Below are 16,170 nucleotides of genomic sequence, written 5' to 3' on the forward strand. Positions count from 1 at the left end.
ACATTGGCTCTTACCAATGACCGCAGGGGCAACTTGCTTAAATTTGCCTGCCGAGGTTGAAGCCTGAATTCGGTTTTGGATTGTTGCTTTGGACATTTTGGTGTCTCCTGTGATAATTCGACCGTTCTTCAGCCCCGGCGATCGCTTAGGGGTTTTTGTTGTGGGTCAATTGCCGATCAATCCCAAACTGAAGGAGGTGAAAACCGCATGGGAAGAACCAGAGAAGATAAAAATCAGATTATTGCCGAAGTCAAGGAATTGATCGAGTCATCCCAAATGGCGATGGTGATCGATTACCAAGGCTTAACTGTCGCGGAAATTTCTGATCTACGGAACCGTCTGCGCCCCCTAGGGGGAACCTGCAAAATTACCAAAAATACCTTAGTCCATTTGGCTATTGATGGTAATCAGGAATGGAAGCCAATGCAGGAATACCTAAAAGGCACTTCTGCTCTATTACTACTCAAAGATGACTTTGGCGGAGCCATCAAAGCGTATAAAAGTTTCCAAAAAGAAACCAAGAAAACCGAATTGCGGGGCGGTGTCTTAGAAGGTCGTATCCTGACCAAGGCCGAAGTCGAAGCGATCGGGGATCTACCTTCCAAGGAACAGTTAATCGCTCAAATTGCTGGCGCGCTCAATGCTGTCACAGCCAAAATTGCGATCGCTATCAACGAGGTTCCCGCTTCGATTGGACGGGGTATCAAAGCTTATTCTGAAAAAGAATAGGAAATAGTTAAGAGGGAATAGAGAGTAGTTAAGAGAGAATAGGGAATAGGGAATAGTTACTGCTTAATTCTTAGGGTAAATCTATTCACTATCAACTATTAATTATTCACTATCAACTATTCACTATCAACTGTCCATTATTCACTGTCAACAATTTAAGGAGTTTTCCGCATGTCTGCTGCAACCGATAACATTTTAGAACAATTAAAATCTCTCTCCCTCTTAGAAGCGGCTGAATTAGTTAAGCAAATCGAAGAAGCTTTTGGCGTAAGTGCTGCTGCCCCTGTTGCTGTGGCTGCTGTTGGTGGCGGTGCTGCTGCTCCAGCTGAAGCGGTAGAAGAAAAAACCGAATTCGACGTTGTTCTCGAAGAAGTCCCTGCTGACAAGAAAATTGCCATTCTTAAGGTCGTTCGTACCATTACAGGTCTGGGTCTAAAAGAAGCTAAGGATTTAGTGGAATCTACCCCCAAAGCCGTTAAAGAAGCCACTGGTAAAGATGATGCAGAAGCTGTCAAGAAACAACTTGAAGAAGCGGGTGCCAAAGTCAGCGTGAAATAATTTCGCCTTGAACGTTTCAACTTTTAAGCAGATCTGATAATAAAGGTCTGCTTTTTTCTTAGGAGCTTAACCAGGAAGTTAAACCCCTTACCTGAAGATTTTGAATGTCATCACCCATAATGTCTATTATGATCAATTGATGACTAGGCTAATCTCATCGCCTAAATGGCTTAGAAATTGGCGTATTAACCATGGAGGCAAGCATGAAGCATCTTTTTAGAAAACTGGCCGACAACTTCCGAGATGAAGTTTTCTTAGAACGACTTCACTTTTTTGAAAAGCTAGTTGCGAAGATATTAACGATTTGTCTGGTTGTTATTGTTTTTGTTTCATTATTTGATCTAATTAAGATATTAATTGTCGAATTTGCCAACGAACCCTTTGGTTTTTTCAATAAAAGCTTGATCGAGTTATTTGGATTGATTTTAAATATCTTAATTGCCTTAGAATTACTGGAAAATCTGACCGGTTATTTGAAGAAAAATGTTATTCAGGTAGAATTGGTAATTGTCACTGCCATCATTGCCCTGGCAAGAAAGGTTATCATTTTTGATTTTACTAAATATGGGGGAATCGAATTAATTTCCCTCGGATTTGCGATTCTATGTCTAGCGGTTAGTTATTGTCTCCTCAAACGATTTAGTCGCTAGTGTTGGGTCAAGATGTAAGGGAAGAAGAAAAATGAAAATCTGGGGGGTACGAACTACTCGATTATCCCCAGAAACTGTTACAATGAGGCGTTTACTATTTATCCATCCCTATGACTGCGTCATCCCGCTCCTCTTCTGCTGGTTTTTCCCACGATGATTTTGCCAAAGCCTTGGAAAAGCATGATTATCACGCAGATAAGGGACAAATTGTCCGAGGCAAAGTATCTCAGCACACTTCCGATGGAGCCTATGTAGAAATTGGTGGTAAATCCCCTGGTTTTATCCCCCTGCGAGAAATTGGCCTGCATGAGATTGATAATCTAGCGGAAGCTCTCCCTTTAGAGACAGAATGGGAATTTTTAGTGACCAGTGAACAGAATTCTGAGGGGCAAGTACAATTATCCCGTCGTCAGTTGCAGTTACAGCAGGCCTGGGATGAGATTAGTGAAGCAGCAGAGTCTGGTAAAGCGTTACAAATTCGGATCACGGGTATGAATAAGGGAGGGGTTACTGGTGATGTAGCAGGGTTAAGAGGTTTTATTCCGCGATCGCATTTAGTAGAAAAGAATGACCTGGATAGTTTAATGGGTCAACTACTAACAGCCAATATTTTGGAAGCCAATCAGGAAACAAATAAGTTGGTTCTATCTCAGCGCAAGGTAATGCAGGCCCAGGCCATGACCACAATCGCCAAGGGAACCCTCTGTGCGGGACGAATTGTCAAACTACAGCCCTATGGTGTATTTGTTGACCTGAATGGTGTCACTGGATTACTCCACATTACCCAAGTGAGTGGCACTCGCATTGAAGCCCTAGACAAAGTTTTTCAGTATGGGCAGGAAGTTCAAGTGGTTGTTTTGGATATTGATGAGTTTAAAAATCGAATTTCCCTCTCCACTAAAATTCTTGAAGCTTATCCGGGGGAACTACTGGAAAATTTTGAAGCAGTTATGGACAACGCTTCAGAACGATTTGAACAAGCTCAGGCCAAGTTAGCAGAAATGGCCTAAATTCGGTCGATCACCAATACCTCTGAATTAATATCTGAACTCATGTTACCCTTAAGGAAATTCCACCCACCAAGATGGAATCCCTAATTGAAATTCAGTTCTTCAGCTATGTATTTTAGGTTTTCCCAGGATATTGAAGCACTACTCAATCATGTTGCCCATCATTCCCTAACCCTAAAGGATATTCTGGCTGTCACCGCAGAGCGAGGTTTTTGTTTAATTATTGCCCTTCTCGCACTGCCTTTTATTTTTCCGATTCCCCCTGGGCTGACAGGAATTCCAGGGTTAGGCATCTTGCTGTTATCACTACAGATGCTAGGGGGTTATCATCGCCCCTGGTTACCCCAACGAGTTGCTAATTTTCCCTTTCCCCAAGGCATTGCCCAACAATTACTCCGCCAAGTCAAATCTTTAACCCGTATTTTAGAAAGAATTACCCGTCCTCGGTTATTAAGCCTGGCGGGTAATCCCTATATGTGGCGCGTTAATGGCCTTATTATTGCCTGGTTAACGATCCTATTAATGCTACCTATTCCCTTTACCAACCCGCTACCCGCGATCGGAATTTTGTTGTTAGCGGTGGGGATGTTAGAAATGGATGGCCTCTTGATGTGCGTTGCCTATGGTTGGACGGTGGTCATTACCTTGGGCCTTTTCCTGATTGGCTCTAGTCTTTGGGAGGCGATCGCCCATTACTGGCATTAGCGTTTTGAGCAAATTAGGTGTTGGAATATTGAACAACCGCTTGTAGGCTGACCAATTGGCTCCAGGTGAGATCGGAGTCTTGATAACCCCAGGGATTGCGAAGATGGAATTGTCCGGTCGTGCTGTTGTAAGCCGTAATGGTGTAAGCATGGCCATTGACCACTAAACCACCGCCATCACCATAGACGAAACCAGCCGTGAGAATTTGATTAGAGTTGACTAGGTTAATCAGCGAAGTCTGAGTCATCGACGTGGTAGCAGAAAGGGTTTGAGAAGTAGTAGATAACCCCGTTACTTGCTGAATCACCAGATCCATCCAGCCGCTTTCAATCGCTGCATAGGAATTAGTGTTGTAGTAAGCATTATAGTTAGGGCGACTCCAACCGGATTCAGCTAATTGAGCATAGGCCTTTTCAGCCAGGGCGACCCATAGTTCATTACTGGTATTGGTATAGTTACTGCCATAGCTGGCATAGACAAACTTACCATTACTATCCGTCGGTAAATAGCGATCAACAGTAACATAGTCGTTAACTCCATTTTTCAAAAACTTCACGGTAAAGGTATTGTCCCCATTGTCGATGAACATATCTTGAATGTAGGACGGTTTTTCCTGAGCAATGGAAGAAAGGGTGGAGAGATAATAACAATCTCCTACCATGCCCTGTTTGATGTCATTGACATTAACACCGTTTTGGAAAAGTGACCCCTGAGCATACTGATAGCTATAGCTGGTGTCGGGGCAATCTGTACCCAAAAACCATTTATCTACCAAATTTGTCATCTGTGCATCAGTACTGCCTGCAAATAAATTGCCGACACCGGAAGTCGTATTGGCAGTATTGCCGTTAACCAGATTATTAGATAGAACATAAACAAAATCCTGCATTCCTAGCAGTTGTTTACCATTAGTGACCAACGCTTTCAAATCAGTGAACTCAGTGCCATCCACCAAACTGTTGTCCTTGGCACTATTAAACAGATCAATCATGTCTTGACGAGAGAGACTGCCATCGGTGGTTAGGTTACTGCTTAAACTGCTCAGTTCTAGATCTTTAATATTTTGGCTGCACCAATCGGCTAAGGTTGTTACACTAAAACTACCGGAATTTGTATTATTTGCTTCATTACTTTCTGAGACTGTACTGCCACTATCAGCCTGGGCAAAGAGATAATAAGCTCCTTGATTTAAGCTACTGGCTAAGGTCAGGGAGACGGAACGATTGGTATTCGCTCCTGCTGCTAGGCTAGAAACGGTATCCGTTCCAAGAACTGTATCAGCCCCATCTAAAAGAGTATCCGTAGAAAGATAGAATTTAGTTAAATTGGAGGCCGCAGAGGCATTACCGAGATTCGCGATATTATAGTTCAGACTTAAAGATGTTCCACCAACAAGAACACTACTGGGGGCGATCGCATTAATGGTTAGATCGGCCTTGGCAGCGGCATTAATCGTAATGGCTTTGCTAATTAAATTATTACTTTCGTTCGATTCAATAACTTGATTATTACCATCGGCCTTGGCAAAAAGATAATAATTGCCTGGGGCTAAACTACTATTGACCGTCGCTGAAAAGCTAATATTTTTAGATTTACCTGTGGATAAGGAACTAACGGCACTGCTTCCTATGAGGGTATCGGCAGCGTCCAAGCTATTATCGGTGGAAAGATAGAATTGCGTATTATTCGAGGCGGCGGTTGCATTACCTTGATTATTGACTGTATAACTAACGCTAAGCGTGCTACCCGCATTGACCGAGGACGAGGAAGAGAGAGAACTGATCATTAAGTCAGGAATACTGTTGGCGGCGGGTGCTTTGACTTGAACATTCGCACCAATAGACTGAGCAGAAAGACCTGTGATACTATCTGCTGAGTTGAGATTCCTAGGACTGCTACCTGGCACACTCTGATCTGAACCGAAACGATCCAATCGATTATGCACACTGACGCTTGTAGGAGCGACGAACTCACCTAAGTTATCTCTTTGCCCACCATTCAGCACTAACTCAGATTTGGAGTGAATACCCTGTAAGGTATCTTTCCAAAGAGAGAGACTATCTTCAAGACTGGCGAAGGAAGAAACAATGGGAGAAGTCGATTCAGTGAACATAATTTTAACCCTTTAACTTTTTAAGTAGCTCCTAGAAACAGTGTCAAATCATCTTATATTTTAATCTGACAGGTGAAGATCAGAGATAAAGCCGTCGTTGTGTTTGAGATTAATTAGCAATCTTGGTAAATTTTTTAAGTAGCGTGTAATATTGTTACTGTTATGTATATCTTTGTTTGTAAAAGGTATTTTGAAGGGAATTGCCGGTTGAGAAATAATGTAAAAAAATAACCCTATCCTTGATCATAGAAATAATAGGTAAGTGCTTCAAAACGTCATCCTAAAGTCAACTTCATTCGGTACACTTAAGTTTTATCACGGTCTATTAGCAGAAACCGACTGTAGGTTCCCGTAATTTTTTCTCGTTTTTCTAGAAATACTCCGTATTTTTCCTGAGCCACCCTCAAAAAGTTGCTAATCTACGTTTTTGGATCATCTATTTTTTGATCTCAATGGTTCAGTAAATAAGCTTAATACAAACTGTAAATTCCCGTAATTTCCACTATTTTTTCTAGGGATACTCCGTATTTTCCTTGATTGATGGCGATCGCTGTATTCCTTTGAAACTGAATGCCCTTGATCAGCGGGTAGTGATTCGATAGTAGTGGTGGCAGCTTAAGCCTTTGCTCAGTAGCTAGACAAAATTAATTACATAGTTGGTTCCAACTTCTCTTAAGATTTTTTCCAGACATTCTACAAAAGTTTTCCAGTCTTTGTAAGCGTCTAGGGGGAGCCACTCATACTTGATGAACCGCCATAAAATTTCAATGAGATTCAACTCTGTGGCTCTTATCACACTATTAAGAATGGTTCCGCCCATCATGGTAAGCCCAAAAATCTATGTAAAGACTGTGGTCGCCAGTTTGTTATTAACTCTAGTCAGAAGAGAGTTTCAGAACAGACAAAACCATTAATTAATAGGCTCCTACTAGAGCGAATTTCTCTACGGGGAATTGAAAGAGTCACAGGAGTAAGTTGGTCATGGTTACAGAATTATGTTAATGATAAATTTGCTGCGGTACCTCGTCAGATAAGCGTTTCAGAAAAAGCGCGAGGAAAATTGACTATCGAATGTGATGAGCTTTGGTCATTTGTTTTCTCCAAAGAAAATAAGTTTTATGTCTGGTTAGCTATAGACAGAACAACAAGAGACATTGTTGGTTGTTATATTGGGGACAGAAGCCGTGCATCAGCCAAAAAACTTTGGGCAAGTTTGCCTGCTGTTTACCGACAATGTGCCGTTGCTTACACGGATTTTTGGGTATCTTATGAGAAAGTTATTCCCAGTAAACGTCATCGAGCAGTCGGTAAAGAGACGGGACAAACTAATCATGTTGAAAGATTAAATAATACCTTTCGACAACGAATCTCTCGACTGGTGCGAAAAAGCCTCTCTTTTTCCAAAAATGTGGAAAATCATATTGGGGCAATTTGGTACTTTATACACGACTACAATGCCCAATTAGCAAAGGCTTAAGCCGCCACCACTACTATCGAATCACTACCCAAATGGAAACTAGCTCAGACTCTACTTGTGTGTACACACTTGGTCTATGGGGGGAAGTCCGTTTTGCTTGAGGGAATACATCTTATATCTCAATGGCGATTGCCTTATCTTTTATTTCGAGTTTTGTAAAGTAATGTAACAAAGTTGTTAAGCTCTATTGCAATGTCAACAAAAGAGGCGCGATCACCTTTCTTTCCACTAGAAAGCTGTGATACCATGCGATTCGTACTCACTTACGATTTTAAGAGAATTTAGGAGAAAGACTTTGGTACTACGGGTAGCAGTTGTCGGAGGAGGCCCCGCTGGTTCTTCCGCAGCCGAAATTTTAGTCAAAGCGGGAATTGAAACCTACCTGTTTGAGCGCAAACTAGACAACGCCAAACCCTGCGGTGGTGCTATTCCCCTCTGTATGGTCAGTGAGTTCGAGCTTCCTCCTGAGATTATTGACCGTCAGGTTCGGAAAATGAAGATGATCTCGCCTTCCAATATTGAGGTAAATATCGGTCAAACCCTCAATCCTGATGAGTATATTGGAATGTGCCGTCGGGAAGTTTTAGATGGGTTTCTCCGCGATCGCGCTGAAAAGCTAGGCACGAAGGTGATTAATGGCACGGTCTATAAGCTCGATATTCCTAGCAACGATACGGCTCCCTATACCTTGCACTATGCGGATCACAGCAATGGTTCTGCCGATGGAGAAATGAAGTCTCTGAAGGTAGATTTGGTGATCGGTGCGGATGGGGCTAATTCTCGTATTGCTAAGGCCATTGATGCGGGTGACTATAATTATGCGATCGCTTTCCAGGAACGCATTCGTTTACCGGAAGACAAGATGGCCTACTACGAAGACCTAGCTGAAATGTATGTCGGTGATGATGTTTCTCCTGACTTTTACGCTTGGGTTTTCCCCAAATACGACCACGTTGCGGTGGGTACGGGAACCATGAAGGTCAACAAGGCAAAAATCAAAGACCTCCAGCGTGGTATCCGTGAGCGGGCAGCCAAAAAACTAGAAGGTGGCCAAATCATCAAGGTTGAAGCCCATCCTATCCCCGAACATCCCCGTCCTCGTCGAGTAGTGGGTCGTGTGGCTCTGGTGGGTGATGCGGCGGGAACTGTCACCAAGTCTTCGGGTGAGGGCATTTATTTTGCGGCAAAATCAGCGCGGATGTGTGCGGAAACGGTTGTCGCTACCAGTAATAATGGTCAACGGATTCCGACGGAAGCTGATCTCAAAACCTATATCAAGGAATGGGATAAGCGGTATGGCATCACCTATCTGGTGTTAGACATTCTGCAACGGGTTTTCTATCGCACCGATGCGACCCGCGAGGCGTTTGTGGAAATGTGTGCCGATATTGATGTTCAACGTTTAACGTTTGACAGTTATCTGTATAAAACGGTTGTGCCAGCTAATCCGTTGGTGCAAATGAAGATTACAGCGAAAACGATTGGGAGTTTGTTACGCGGCAATGCGTTAGCTCCCTAATTAGTTAATTTTCGGTAAGATGGAAGGGTGGGTTTCGGCCCACTCTTTTTGATAAAATTCTAATCTTCTTATCTGTCTTATTTATTTTGATGAAACCTTAGAAGATTTTAAGGATTATTTGTAACCTAGCTTTTTGTATTTTTAAAAATTTATAAGGAGAATTAATTATGTCTCAAACTATTGGACAAAATTTTTTACAAGATAGTGAAAATTTCTCTGAATTGGAGTTATTATCATTACTTTCTAAGTTACCTAATTCATTAAAATTAGAAATTTTACATTACACAGAATTTTTAGTGAATAAATGCTCCGAAAATGATAGTACAAAAAAGCGTAAGGCTGGTTTACTAAAAGGAAAAATTTGGATGTCAGATGACTTTGATGATCCTTTAGAAGAATTTGAGGAGTATATGTAATATGAAATTTTTACTAGACACTCATGTTATGCTTTGGTTTTTAAATGATGATGCAAAATTAGCACCAGAAGTTCGAGATAAAATTGAAAAGTGTAATCAAGTTTTTGTTAGTATTATTTCTCTTTGGGAAGTTGCCATAAAACTTAATATTGGTAAGCTAAAGCTAAAGTTAGATTTTCGAGATTTATCTAAGGCTTTAGATGATTCAAATATTATAATATTAAATGTTATTGTGAGTGATTTTTCCGCTTATATTAATTTGCCTTTACATCATAAAGACCCATTTGATCGAATTTTGATTTCTCAAGCGATTAACCGTTCTATGACACTGGTAAGCCAAGATTCTATATTTAATCAGTATCCTGTTAAACTATTAGAGTTATAAAAAAGCTAAAATTTTTACTTTTTGTTGTATGATTTTTGAGGGGAAACTAAACAAGTATAACTCACCCGAAGACTAACTCCCTTTATACAGATTTTTTTATCGGAGCTTAACAATGCAATTTTTGTAAACGCTTTTTTTACGAAGTGGCTAACACGGAAATAGAAATCTGTGTTGATGATAAAGATAAATATCCTGTGCGCCATAATACTTATTGGAATATTTATTGTTCACGAAAAGAAAATTCCTGATTCACTTTATGATTGCATATTCGTGAATTTTGGGTAAAATGGAATGGTGGGTCTCGGCTCACTTATTATTTTTATTTTCTTTCTAAATCTTTAAATTATGCGAATTAAGCCGAAAGATATTGAAATTGATCCTAACCTTCCTAAGTATCCTTTTGATAACGATCTGTTAGACCGCGAGGAAGAAATCGAAAATTTAACTCAGATTATTTGCAAGCTTGAAGCGCCTTTAGTCTTAGCGGTTAATGCTCCCTGGGGGACAGGAAAAACCACGTTTATTCGGCTGTGGTGTGCTTATTTAGAACAACAAAGTTTAGATTTTATTTGTTTTAATGCTTGGGAAACCGATTTTGCAGAAGATCCCCTAATTGCTTTAATATCTAAATTAGATAAATGGGTTACTAATAATGGAAAATCTCAGAATGCAAAATGGGATAAGTTTAAAAAAGATATATTACCTAAAATTCTAAAACGGTCTCTAATTGCAGGTGCAAAAGTGGCTACTGTTGGAGCTTTAGATATGGAAAAAGACTATGAAAAAATTATCGCTGATTTCTCAGGAGATATCACAGGAGATTTAATAGATAAATTCAATGAAAAGTCTCAAGCAATTACACAATTCAAGGATGTAATTAAAAAAATTCTGGATAAATTACCAAAGGAACAAAAAAATCTAATTATCTTTATTGATGAATTGGATCGCTGTCGTCCAACCTATGCAATTGAGTTACTAGAAAGAGTTAAACATTTATTCGATATTGAAAGATTAGTTTTTATTCTTTCTACTGATCTAGGGCAACTTTCTCATAGTATTTGCGCTGTTTATGGAAATAATTTCGAGTCTAAAAAATATCTCAAACGTTTCATAGATTTAGATTATTCTTTAAAAGAACCTGATCTTAAGAAATATATTGATAGTCAATTTAAAACATTACAGATTAATACAAATTATTACGATCTTGTTGGTTTAACCCTCTGTATTACAAAAATATTTGGGTTTAAACTGAGAGATATTAATTTTTTAGTGACAAGAATGAAATTGCTATTTCTTCCTATGTCTTCAAATCAATTTGAACCAATATATATAACCCTCATTGCTCTAAAACATTCCAACGAATCTCTCTACCAAGAATACATACTCAATGCTGAAACATCAAATAAAATAATTACCTTGCTGATTGAAGGAGTATCAAAAAATAAAGATTTACATTTTGATTCTGGAGTCCTAATTTCAATATTCTCATATTTCATAATTTTTGAAGAAAATCCACAACAAGAGAAAGAATTAGTTGATAAGTGCGAACTATTTTTGTTATCATTAAATAAAGAAAATAATAATAGCTATTATCACTCTGAAGAAATAGCTACTTATGTTGGTCGTCTAAGAAGCGAGTTACGCTGTTATACTCTTCGTCGTTACAATGTCATGAGAACAATCATCAGACATATTGAGTCATTGAATCGTATCAACATAAATTAATTGAACTAATTTGTAAAATTTAGGCGTAGGGTGAGCTAGAGAACCGTAACCCACCATAAAATTAATTTATACAATCGACCTTTAAAATAAACAAATGTAAAAAATCTTCAAGAAATTCGACAACATTAAAATGTTTAACTGTCATATTTGCTATTCAGAAGAATCTCATACCGAATATGTTAACGAGATTTTTGAAATTGACAGACAGTTTCATCTAGTCGAAAATATTCCCGCAACCGTTTGTTCTCGTTGTGGTGAAGAAATCTTTAGCAATGAAACCACAGAAACTATTCGAGTTATGTTACACAGTCAACAAAAGCCCTTAAGGGCGATCAATAAATAAACAAAAACCCTTAAGAGCGATCGCAGTTGATGTTTTTGCCTATCCTGTCCAAATCTAAAATAAATTCAAATGATCAAACTTTATACACAAATTGCTCTTACAGAAGATCTACCTAACTATGGACTAAAAAAAGGCGATACCGCTATGGTTATCGAACATTATCCAATGCCTGAAGGCCAAGAAGACGGCTATAGCTTAGAAGGCTTTGATATTCCTATTTCAGGCATAACGTTGGAAGTTAAATCCTCCCAAATTCAACCCACAAACTTTAATTTTTAACCAATAAAACTACACCATGAAAACTTATCCCACCTTTCAAGAAGCCCTAGATACCGTAGAATCCCTAACCATTGATGAACAAACCATGCTCATCGAAATTATCCAAAATCGTTTGAGACAACAACGACGACAAGAACTTATAGAAAATGTTACCCAATCCGAACAGGATATGCTCAGGGAAATTTTCATCGCGGCCCAGTAGAAGATTTAATGATAGATTTAGAAGAAAATCAAAACCTCAAAAATTTAAGTCCTTTTACTTGTTCCCTACCCCGACCCTCGAATTTTGATCATTTCCTCCGAATTAGTTTTAGTAATTCCTAAACTACCCAATCTAGCCGATAGTTTGCTCTATTTGACCTATCTTCAAGAAGCCGTTAATTACTTCCAATCGGAACACAAATAATACACTAAACTGGTACACAATTTGCCCACTTTAAGCCGCCACGATTTAAAGTGCATGGTGATTTTACTCAAAGCTCTATAACAACGGACTTAAGCCCCTTGCCCCTATACGTTATAAGTTTAGAAACGGCTCACAGCCAAATCTCAACCATAATCATCAATCACTGACTTTTTCGGCTTAAACTAGGAAGAAACTCAGTGTTTATTGCCAAACTATTACCATGACTACCCATTTTATTACTGCTGAAATCGATCTCAATAATGCCACTATTCCCTTGCAACAGGCTATTAACGAAGAGTTGAGTAAACAGGGAGAACCCCTACGCTGGGCCATTACTGAAGTAAATACCATCACCCAAACGGCTCAGATTGAAGCCATTGTCACCACTGGCCAAGTTCAATCCTAATTCAATGACAAGTTATAACGTTGCTCTGATTATTCCGACGGGTATTGGTGCGGCTTTAGGCGGTTATGCGGGGGATGCTTTACCGATCGCCAGGGCTATGGCTCAGATCTGCGATCGCCTGATTACCCATCCCAATGTGATGAATGGAGCGCAACTCTATTGGCCGATTAACAATGTACTTTATGTAGAAGGTTATGGCCTGGATCAATTTGCCCAGGGGGTTTGGGGACTGCAACCGACTCAACCCAGCCAGCCGAACCGCATTGGTCTGATTTTGGATCAAGGGATTGAATCCGATCTGCGATCGCGGCATCTTCAAGTAGCCGAGGCAACCAGGGCCACGTTAGGACTAACCCTAACCGATTACGTGATCACCGATGCCCCTTTAGCCGTTGAACTGAGAACCTCACCATCGGGGGCCAGTTGGGGAACCATTGGGAATCCCGATAGTTTATTACGAGCCGCCGAAAAATTAATTACTCAAGCCCAGGCAACAGTGATCGCGGTGATTGCTCGTTTTCCCGATCAGGTGGATCAAACGGTTCTGGATAATTACCGTCATGGTTCAGGGGTTGATCCGCTTTCAGGGGCCGAAGCCGTTATTTCCCATTTAATCGTGCGGCAATTCCAAGTTCCCTGTGCCCATGCCCCTGCCCTCAGTCCCTTACCCCTCGATCCCACCATTTCTCCCCGTGCGGCGGCCGAAGAAATTGGTTACACCTTTCTGCCCTGTGTATTAGTCGGACTCAGTCGCGCCCCGCAATTCGTCAAGTCCGAGCAGGGAAACAAGGATACACTCTGGTCAAAGCAGGTTAATGCTTTGGTGATTCCCGCTAGTGCCTGTGGTGGAAGTGCTACCCTGAGTTGGGGGCAAATTCAGGCTCCATTCGCCCCATCACCTTTGATCATTGCCGTCAGCGATAATCAAACCCAGATGCAAGTCCCACCTGAAGCTTTGGCAATCAAAGCAATTAGGGTAAACTCGTATTTAGAAGCCCTGGGCGTTTTAGTGGCCCATCGGGCTGGTGTGAATCTTGATTGTTTTCATCCTACCTTTTCTACAATGCACTGTTTAAGCTAATTTAAACTAAATCTGTGACCCAATCTAACCCGTCTAATTTTGATCCCTTGACCCGCACCCAAATTCTGATGGTCATGGGCATAACCGCCGTTATTCTGCTAGTGATCGCCAAAATCTGGCAGAAGTTAGGAGAAATACCCCTCCTCAGATGGCAAGTAACTTGGCAAGCGGGACTAGAAGGTCTAGGGTTAGCGGCGGCGATCGTCTTAGCCAGTGGTATTATCTATCGACTTTGGCCCGCCTATCGTCACAGTGCGGATGCTTATTTAGAGTTAGTCATTAAACCCTTAGTCTGGCCCGATCTAATTTGGCTGGGACTATTGCCCGGCTTAAGTGAAGAACTCTTATTTCGTGGCATTATGCTCCCGGCCTTAGGTTTAAATTTAACTGCCGTTATTGTTTCCAGTCTTGTTTTTGGCGTATTGCATTTAAGCGGGTTGCAACAATGGCCCTACGTCATTTGGGCAACGATTGTGGGCTTTGCTTTGGGTTATACGGCCTTGGTAACGGGCAATTTAATGGTTCCTATTGTGGCTCATATTGTGACCAATTTAGTCTCTAGTAGTCTCTGGAAGCTCAATCAAGGGCTGAGAAAGCCGCTCTTATGATGAAAATTTTAATACAATGAGAGTTAATTTTTGCAAAAATAGCCTACCTTTAGAGGCTCCTAGTTTTTCCCATTGGTTTGGGACAAATGTGCGGGGTTACGATGTGTTCTCTCGTACGTTATTCGGTAGTCAAGCTGCCCTACAGGTTGTTCTTTTAGCCACCAGTTTATCAGTCTTTATCGGGGTTCCCTTGGGTTTAATCAGTGGTTATTTAGGGGGGAAAGTTGATAAATTATTACTCTTCTTAATGGATACGATTTACACCCGGCCTGGCCTCTTGTTATCCATTACCCTGGCTTTTATTTTGGGACGCGGTATTCTCAATGTGGCGATTGCCCTCCATTAGACACAAGTTATTAGTACTGCTTACCAGAGATTATTCTGTCAAAGATTATTAGAAAAATATTGCTGATAAAGGGGACAACTTGGTTTGGCCTCCTCTCCTGTAAGAAGAATTAACCCCATACTCTCCAAACGATACGTCACCATTGGTTCTAAGGTAATCGCTTGCGGACTATTGACAACTGCTTTCATGCCAGCAGCCAATTCAGGATGAGCTTGTAAACTATTCCAGTAATGACGTAGATGATGGCTATAAATACCGCCTTGGGTCGGAGCTTCCGCTAATAATTGGCTTGGTGTTAGTTGTTCCGTTTTTAACGTTTCTAGGGCCAAACGCAGCAGATAGGGATGCCCCCCCACGAGGCTAATCAGAGCTTCGATAAACCCTTGTAACTCAGTTTGTTGGCCTTCCGTAAAACCGTAGGATTGCAGTAAAAGATTAACCTGAGCTAAATTAAAACCCGTTAACTTAATCTGTTTGCCCACATTAAAGGGAGATTGGTTTGAGTCTAATTTGAGATAAACTTCAGTGGAGTTAGCAATAATCAGGCGCAAATTCTGCCAAATGGGTAAACTATTGCCTTCTTCATGCCAATAACGCAACATCGGAAGGAAATCTTGAGCAATATCAGGATATTCAAAGATTTTATCTAAATTGTCTAATCCTAAAACGAGAGGCTGGGAAAGTTGTTCCAAAAGATAATTTTGAAAATAGGTTTTACAACTAACGAGACTGCCAAATAGGTCTTCATCCCAATAGTCGTCTAGTTGAGGTTTCAGTTTTAATTCACGGCTAATATTGGCACAAAACCAACGCAGAAATTTATCTAAACTGCTGAACATAGCACTCTCCGCTACTTGGAAGTTTAAATAGACACTCTGTAAATTAGCCGTTTCAGCTTGGGAGAGAATTAATTTTAATAAAGCGGTTTTGCCCATTTTTTCTGGGGCTTTGATATGCACTAATCCGCCTGGCTTCAGAATGGATTGTAGGCTTTCCTGTTCAATGGGAGGACGCGGGATATATAGGTTAGCATTCCCATTAAGATTGGTTGTTAAAACAGAATTCGGAATGACCGTTGAGGCGGGAGTACGAGCCTGCTGCCACTGGGGATATTGAACTTCTTTAAACCATTCTCGCAAGATTTGAAATTTTCCTGGCCCTTTACTACTGGGATCAAGTTCAGGACAGCCTTTAGGTTTATCTTTAGCAAAATAGCCATAGATCTGGGTCATTTGCTTTTTATAGGTTTCGTGACTAGCGGCCTCGGCTAATTCCCAAATTTCTGTGTCAGATTTTCGCCAGTTTTCGTAGGCAAAACGGGTTAAAAAGACTTCTTTGTTTTTGCCATGAATGTCGTAATCCTGGGCGATGTCTTGTAAGAATTGATCCCAGCCGGATGGTTTCATGTTCTTTA

Annotated in this window: 17 protein-coding genes and 1 pseudogene; 16 read left to right on the top strand and 2 right to left on the bottom strand. The window is 40.7% G+C overall.

Annotated elements, in window-relative coordinates:
- Positions 1 to 207 precede the first annotated feature (207 nt).
- The 5 genes from rplJ to KA717_28705 all read left to right on the top strand — a co-directional run bounded on the left by rplJ (position 208) and on the right by KA717_28705 (position 3,652).
- Complete coding sequence (gene rplJ / locus KA717_28685) at positions 208 to 729, top strand: 50S ribosomal protein L10 (GenBank protein UXE59691.1); 522 nt, start codon at positions 208 to 210, stop codon at positions 727 to 729.
- Positions 730 to 900: 171 nt separating this feature from the next.
- Positions 901 to 1,287, top strand: a complete 387-nt coding sequence (rplL, locus tag KA717_28690) for a 50S ribosomal protein L7/L12 (protein UXE59692.1) — start codon at positions 901 to 903, stop codon at positions 1,285 to 1,287.
- 203 nt (positions 1,288 to 1,490) lie between these two features.
- On the top strand, positions 1,491 to 1,937 hold the full coding sequence (locus KA717_28695; protein UXE59693.1) for a phosphate-starvation-inducible PsiE family protein: 447 nt from the start codon (positions 1,491 to 1,493) through the stop codon (positions 1,935 to 1,937).
- Between the two features lie 110 nt (positions 1,938 to 2,047).
- Positions 2,048 to 2,947 carry a S1 RNA-binding domain-containing protein gene (locus KA717_28700; protein ID UXE59694.1) on the top strand — a complete coding sequence of 300 codons (900 nt, stop codon included), beginning with the start codon at positions 2,048 to 2,050 and terminating at the stop codon, positions 2,945 to 2,947.
- Between the two features lie 108 nt (positions 2,948 to 3,055).
- Complete coding sequence (locus KA717_28705) at positions 3,056 to 3,652, top strand: exopolysaccharide biosynthesis protein (GenBank protein UXE59695.1); 597 nt, start codon at positions 3,056 to 3,058, stop codon at positions 3,650 to 3,652.
- A gap of 13 nt (positions 3,653 to 3,665) precedes the next feature.
- Here the strand turns inward: KA717_28705 and KA717_28710 are convergent, their stop codons facing one another.
- Positions 3,666 to 5,765 (bottom strand): C2 family cysteine protease, encoded by a 2,100-nt coding sequence (locus KA717_28710; protein ID UXE59696.1) that lies wholly within the window; start codon positions 5,763 to 5,765, stop codon positions 3,666 to 3,668.
- 772 nt (positions 5,766 to 6,537) lie between these two features.
- On the opposite strand from KA717_28710, the gene KA717_28715 reads away from it, so the two are divergent.
- From KA717_28715 to KA717_28765, 11 genes and pseudogenes are all read left to right on the top strand, one after another.
- A complete protein-coding gene (locus KA717_28715) occupies positions 6,538 to 7,242 on the top strand; it encodes an IS1 family transposase (protein ID UXE64805.1) in 705 nt (234 codons plus the stop codon).
- Between the two features lie 295 nt (positions 7,243 to 7,537).
- Positions 7,538 to 8,761 carry a geranylgeranyl reductase gene (gene chlP, locus KA717_28720; GenBank protein UXE59697.1) on the top strand — a complete coding sequence of 408 codons (1,224 nt, stop codon included), beginning with the start codon at positions 7,538 to 7,540 and terminating at the stop codon, positions 8,759 to 8,761.
- Between the two features lie 167 nt (positions 8,762 to 8,928).
- Positions 8,929 to 9,177 (top strand): DUF2281 domain-containing protein, encoded by a 249-nt coding sequence (locus tag KA717_28725; GenBank protein ID UXE59698.1) that lies wholly within the window; start codon positions 8,929 to 8,931, stop codon positions 9,175 to 9,177.
- Position 9,178: 1 nt separating this feature from the next.
- Positions 9,179 to 9,562 (top strand): type II toxin-antitoxin system VapC family toxin, encoded by a 384-nt coding sequence (locus KA717_28730; protein ID UXE59699.1) that lies wholly within the window; start codon positions 9,179 to 9,181, stop codon positions 9,560 to 9,562.
- Between the two features lie 345 nt (positions 9,563 to 9,907).
- Positions 9,908 to 11,287 (top strand): KAP family NTPase, encoded by a 1,380-nt coding sequence (locus KA717_28735; GenBank protein ID UXE59700.1) that lies wholly within the window; start codon positions 9,908 to 9,910, stop codon positions 11,285 to 11,287.
- Between the two features lie 412 nt (positions 11,288 to 11,699).
- Entirely contained in the window at positions 11,700 to 11,909 is a 210-nt protein-coding gene (locus KA717_28740) for a DUF4926 domain-containing protein (GenBank protein UXE59701.1), read from the top strand.
- A gap of 16 nt (positions 11,910 to 11,925) precedes the next feature.
- A complete protein-coding gene (locus KA717_28745; protein UXE59702.1) occupies positions 11,926 to 12,111 on the top strand; it encodes a hypothetical protein in 186 nt (61 codons plus the stop codon).
- A gap of 424 nt (positions 12,112 to 12,535) precedes the next feature.
- Positions 12,536 to 12,721, top strand: a complete 186-nt coding sequence (locus KA717_28750; protein ID UXE59703.1) for a hypothetical protein — start codon at positions 12,536 to 12,538, stop codon at positions 12,719 to 12,721.
- 4 nt (positions 12,722 to 12,725) lie between these two features.
- Positions 12,726 to 13,802 carry a DUF3326 domain-containing protein gene (locus KA717_28755; GenBank protein UXE59704.1) on the top strand — a complete coding sequence of 359 codons (1,077 nt, stop codon included), beginning with the start codon at positions 12,726 to 12,728 and terminating at the stop codon, positions 13,800 to 13,802.
- Positions 13,803 to 13,816: 14 nt separating this feature from the next.
- Positions 13,817 to 14,410, top strand: coding sequence for a CPBP family intramembrane metalloprotease (locus KA717_28760; GenBank protein ID UXE59705.1), 594 nt, complete (start codon positions 13,817 to 13,819; stop codon positions 14,408 to 14,410).
- 46 nt (positions 14,411 to 14,456) lie between these two features.
- Positions 14,457 to 14,750 (top strand): annotated as a pseudogene (locus KA717_28765) (ABC transporter permease).
- 44 nt (positions 14,751 to 14,794) lie between these two features.
- Here KA717_28765 and KA717_28770 read toward each other — a convergent pair.
- Positions 14,795 to 16,162, bottom strand: a complete 1,368-nt coding sequence (locus KA717_28770) for an AAA-like domain-containing protein (GenBank protein UXE59706.1) — start codon at positions 16,160 to 16,162, stop codon at positions 14,795 to 14,797.
- Positions 16,163 to 16,170: the final 8 nt, after the last annotated feature.

The sequence above is a fragment of the Woronichinia naegeliana WA131 genome (genome assembly GCA_025370055.1).
Lineage (GTDB): Bacteria > Cyanobacteriota > Cyanobacteriia > Cyanobacteriales > Microcystaceae > Woronichinia > Woronichinia naegeliana.

Bases quoted from the DNA above. Each gene is read 5' to 3' on its own strand.
- rplL (UXE59692.1), top strand. From the start codon at position 901: ATGTCTGCTGCAACCGATAACATTTTAGAACAATTAAAATCTCTCTCC.
- KA717_28705 (UXE59695.1), top strand. From the start codon at position 3,056: ATGTATTTTAGGTTTTCCCAGGATATTGAAGCACTACTCAATCATGTT.
- KA717_28735 (UXE59700.1), top strand. From the start codon at position 9,908: ATGCGAATTAAGCCGAAAGATATTGAAATTGATCCTAACCTTCCTAAG.
- KA717_28755 (UXE59704.1), top strand. From the start codon at position 12,726: ATGACAAGTTATAACGTTGCTCTGATTATTCCGACGGGTATTGGTGCG.
- KA717_28745 (UXE59702.1), top strand. From the start codon at position 11,926: ATGAAAACTTATCCCACCTTTCAAGAAGCCCTAGATACCGTAGAATCC.
- rplJ (UXE59691.1), top strand. From the start codon at position 208: ATGGGAAGAACCAGAGAAGATAAAAATCAGATTATTGCCGAAGTCAAG.
- KA717_28710 (UXE59696.1), bottom strand. From the start codon at position 5,765: ATGTTCACTGAATCGACTTCTCCCATTGTTTCTTCCTTCGCCAGTCTT.
- KA717_28725 (UXE59698.1), top strand. From the start codon at position 8,929: ATGTCTCAAACTATTGGACAAAATTTTTTACAAGATAGTGAAAATTTC.
- KA717_28770 (UXE59706.1), bottom strand. From the start codon at position 16,162: ATGAAACCATCCGGCTGGGATCAATTCTTACAAGACATCGCCCAGGAT.
- KA717_28700 (UXE59694.1), top strand. From the start codon at position 2,048: ATGACTGCGTCATCCCGCTCCTCTTCTGCTGGTTTTTCCCACGATGAT.
- KA717_28740 (UXE59701.1), top strand. From the start codon at position 11,700: ATGATCAAACTTTATACACAAATTGCTCTTACAGAAGATCTACCTAAC.
- KA717_28695 (UXE59693.1), top strand. From the start codon at position 1,491: ATGAAGCATCTTTTTAGAAAACTGGCCGACAACTTCCGAGATGAAGTT.
- KA717_28750 (UXE59703.1), top strand. From the start codon at position 12,536: ATGACTACCCATTTTATTACTGCTGAAATCGATCTCAATAATGCCACT.
- KA717_28730 (UXE59699.1), top strand. From the start codon at position 9,179: ATGAAATTTTTACTAGACACTCATGTTATGCTTTGGTTTTTAAATGAT.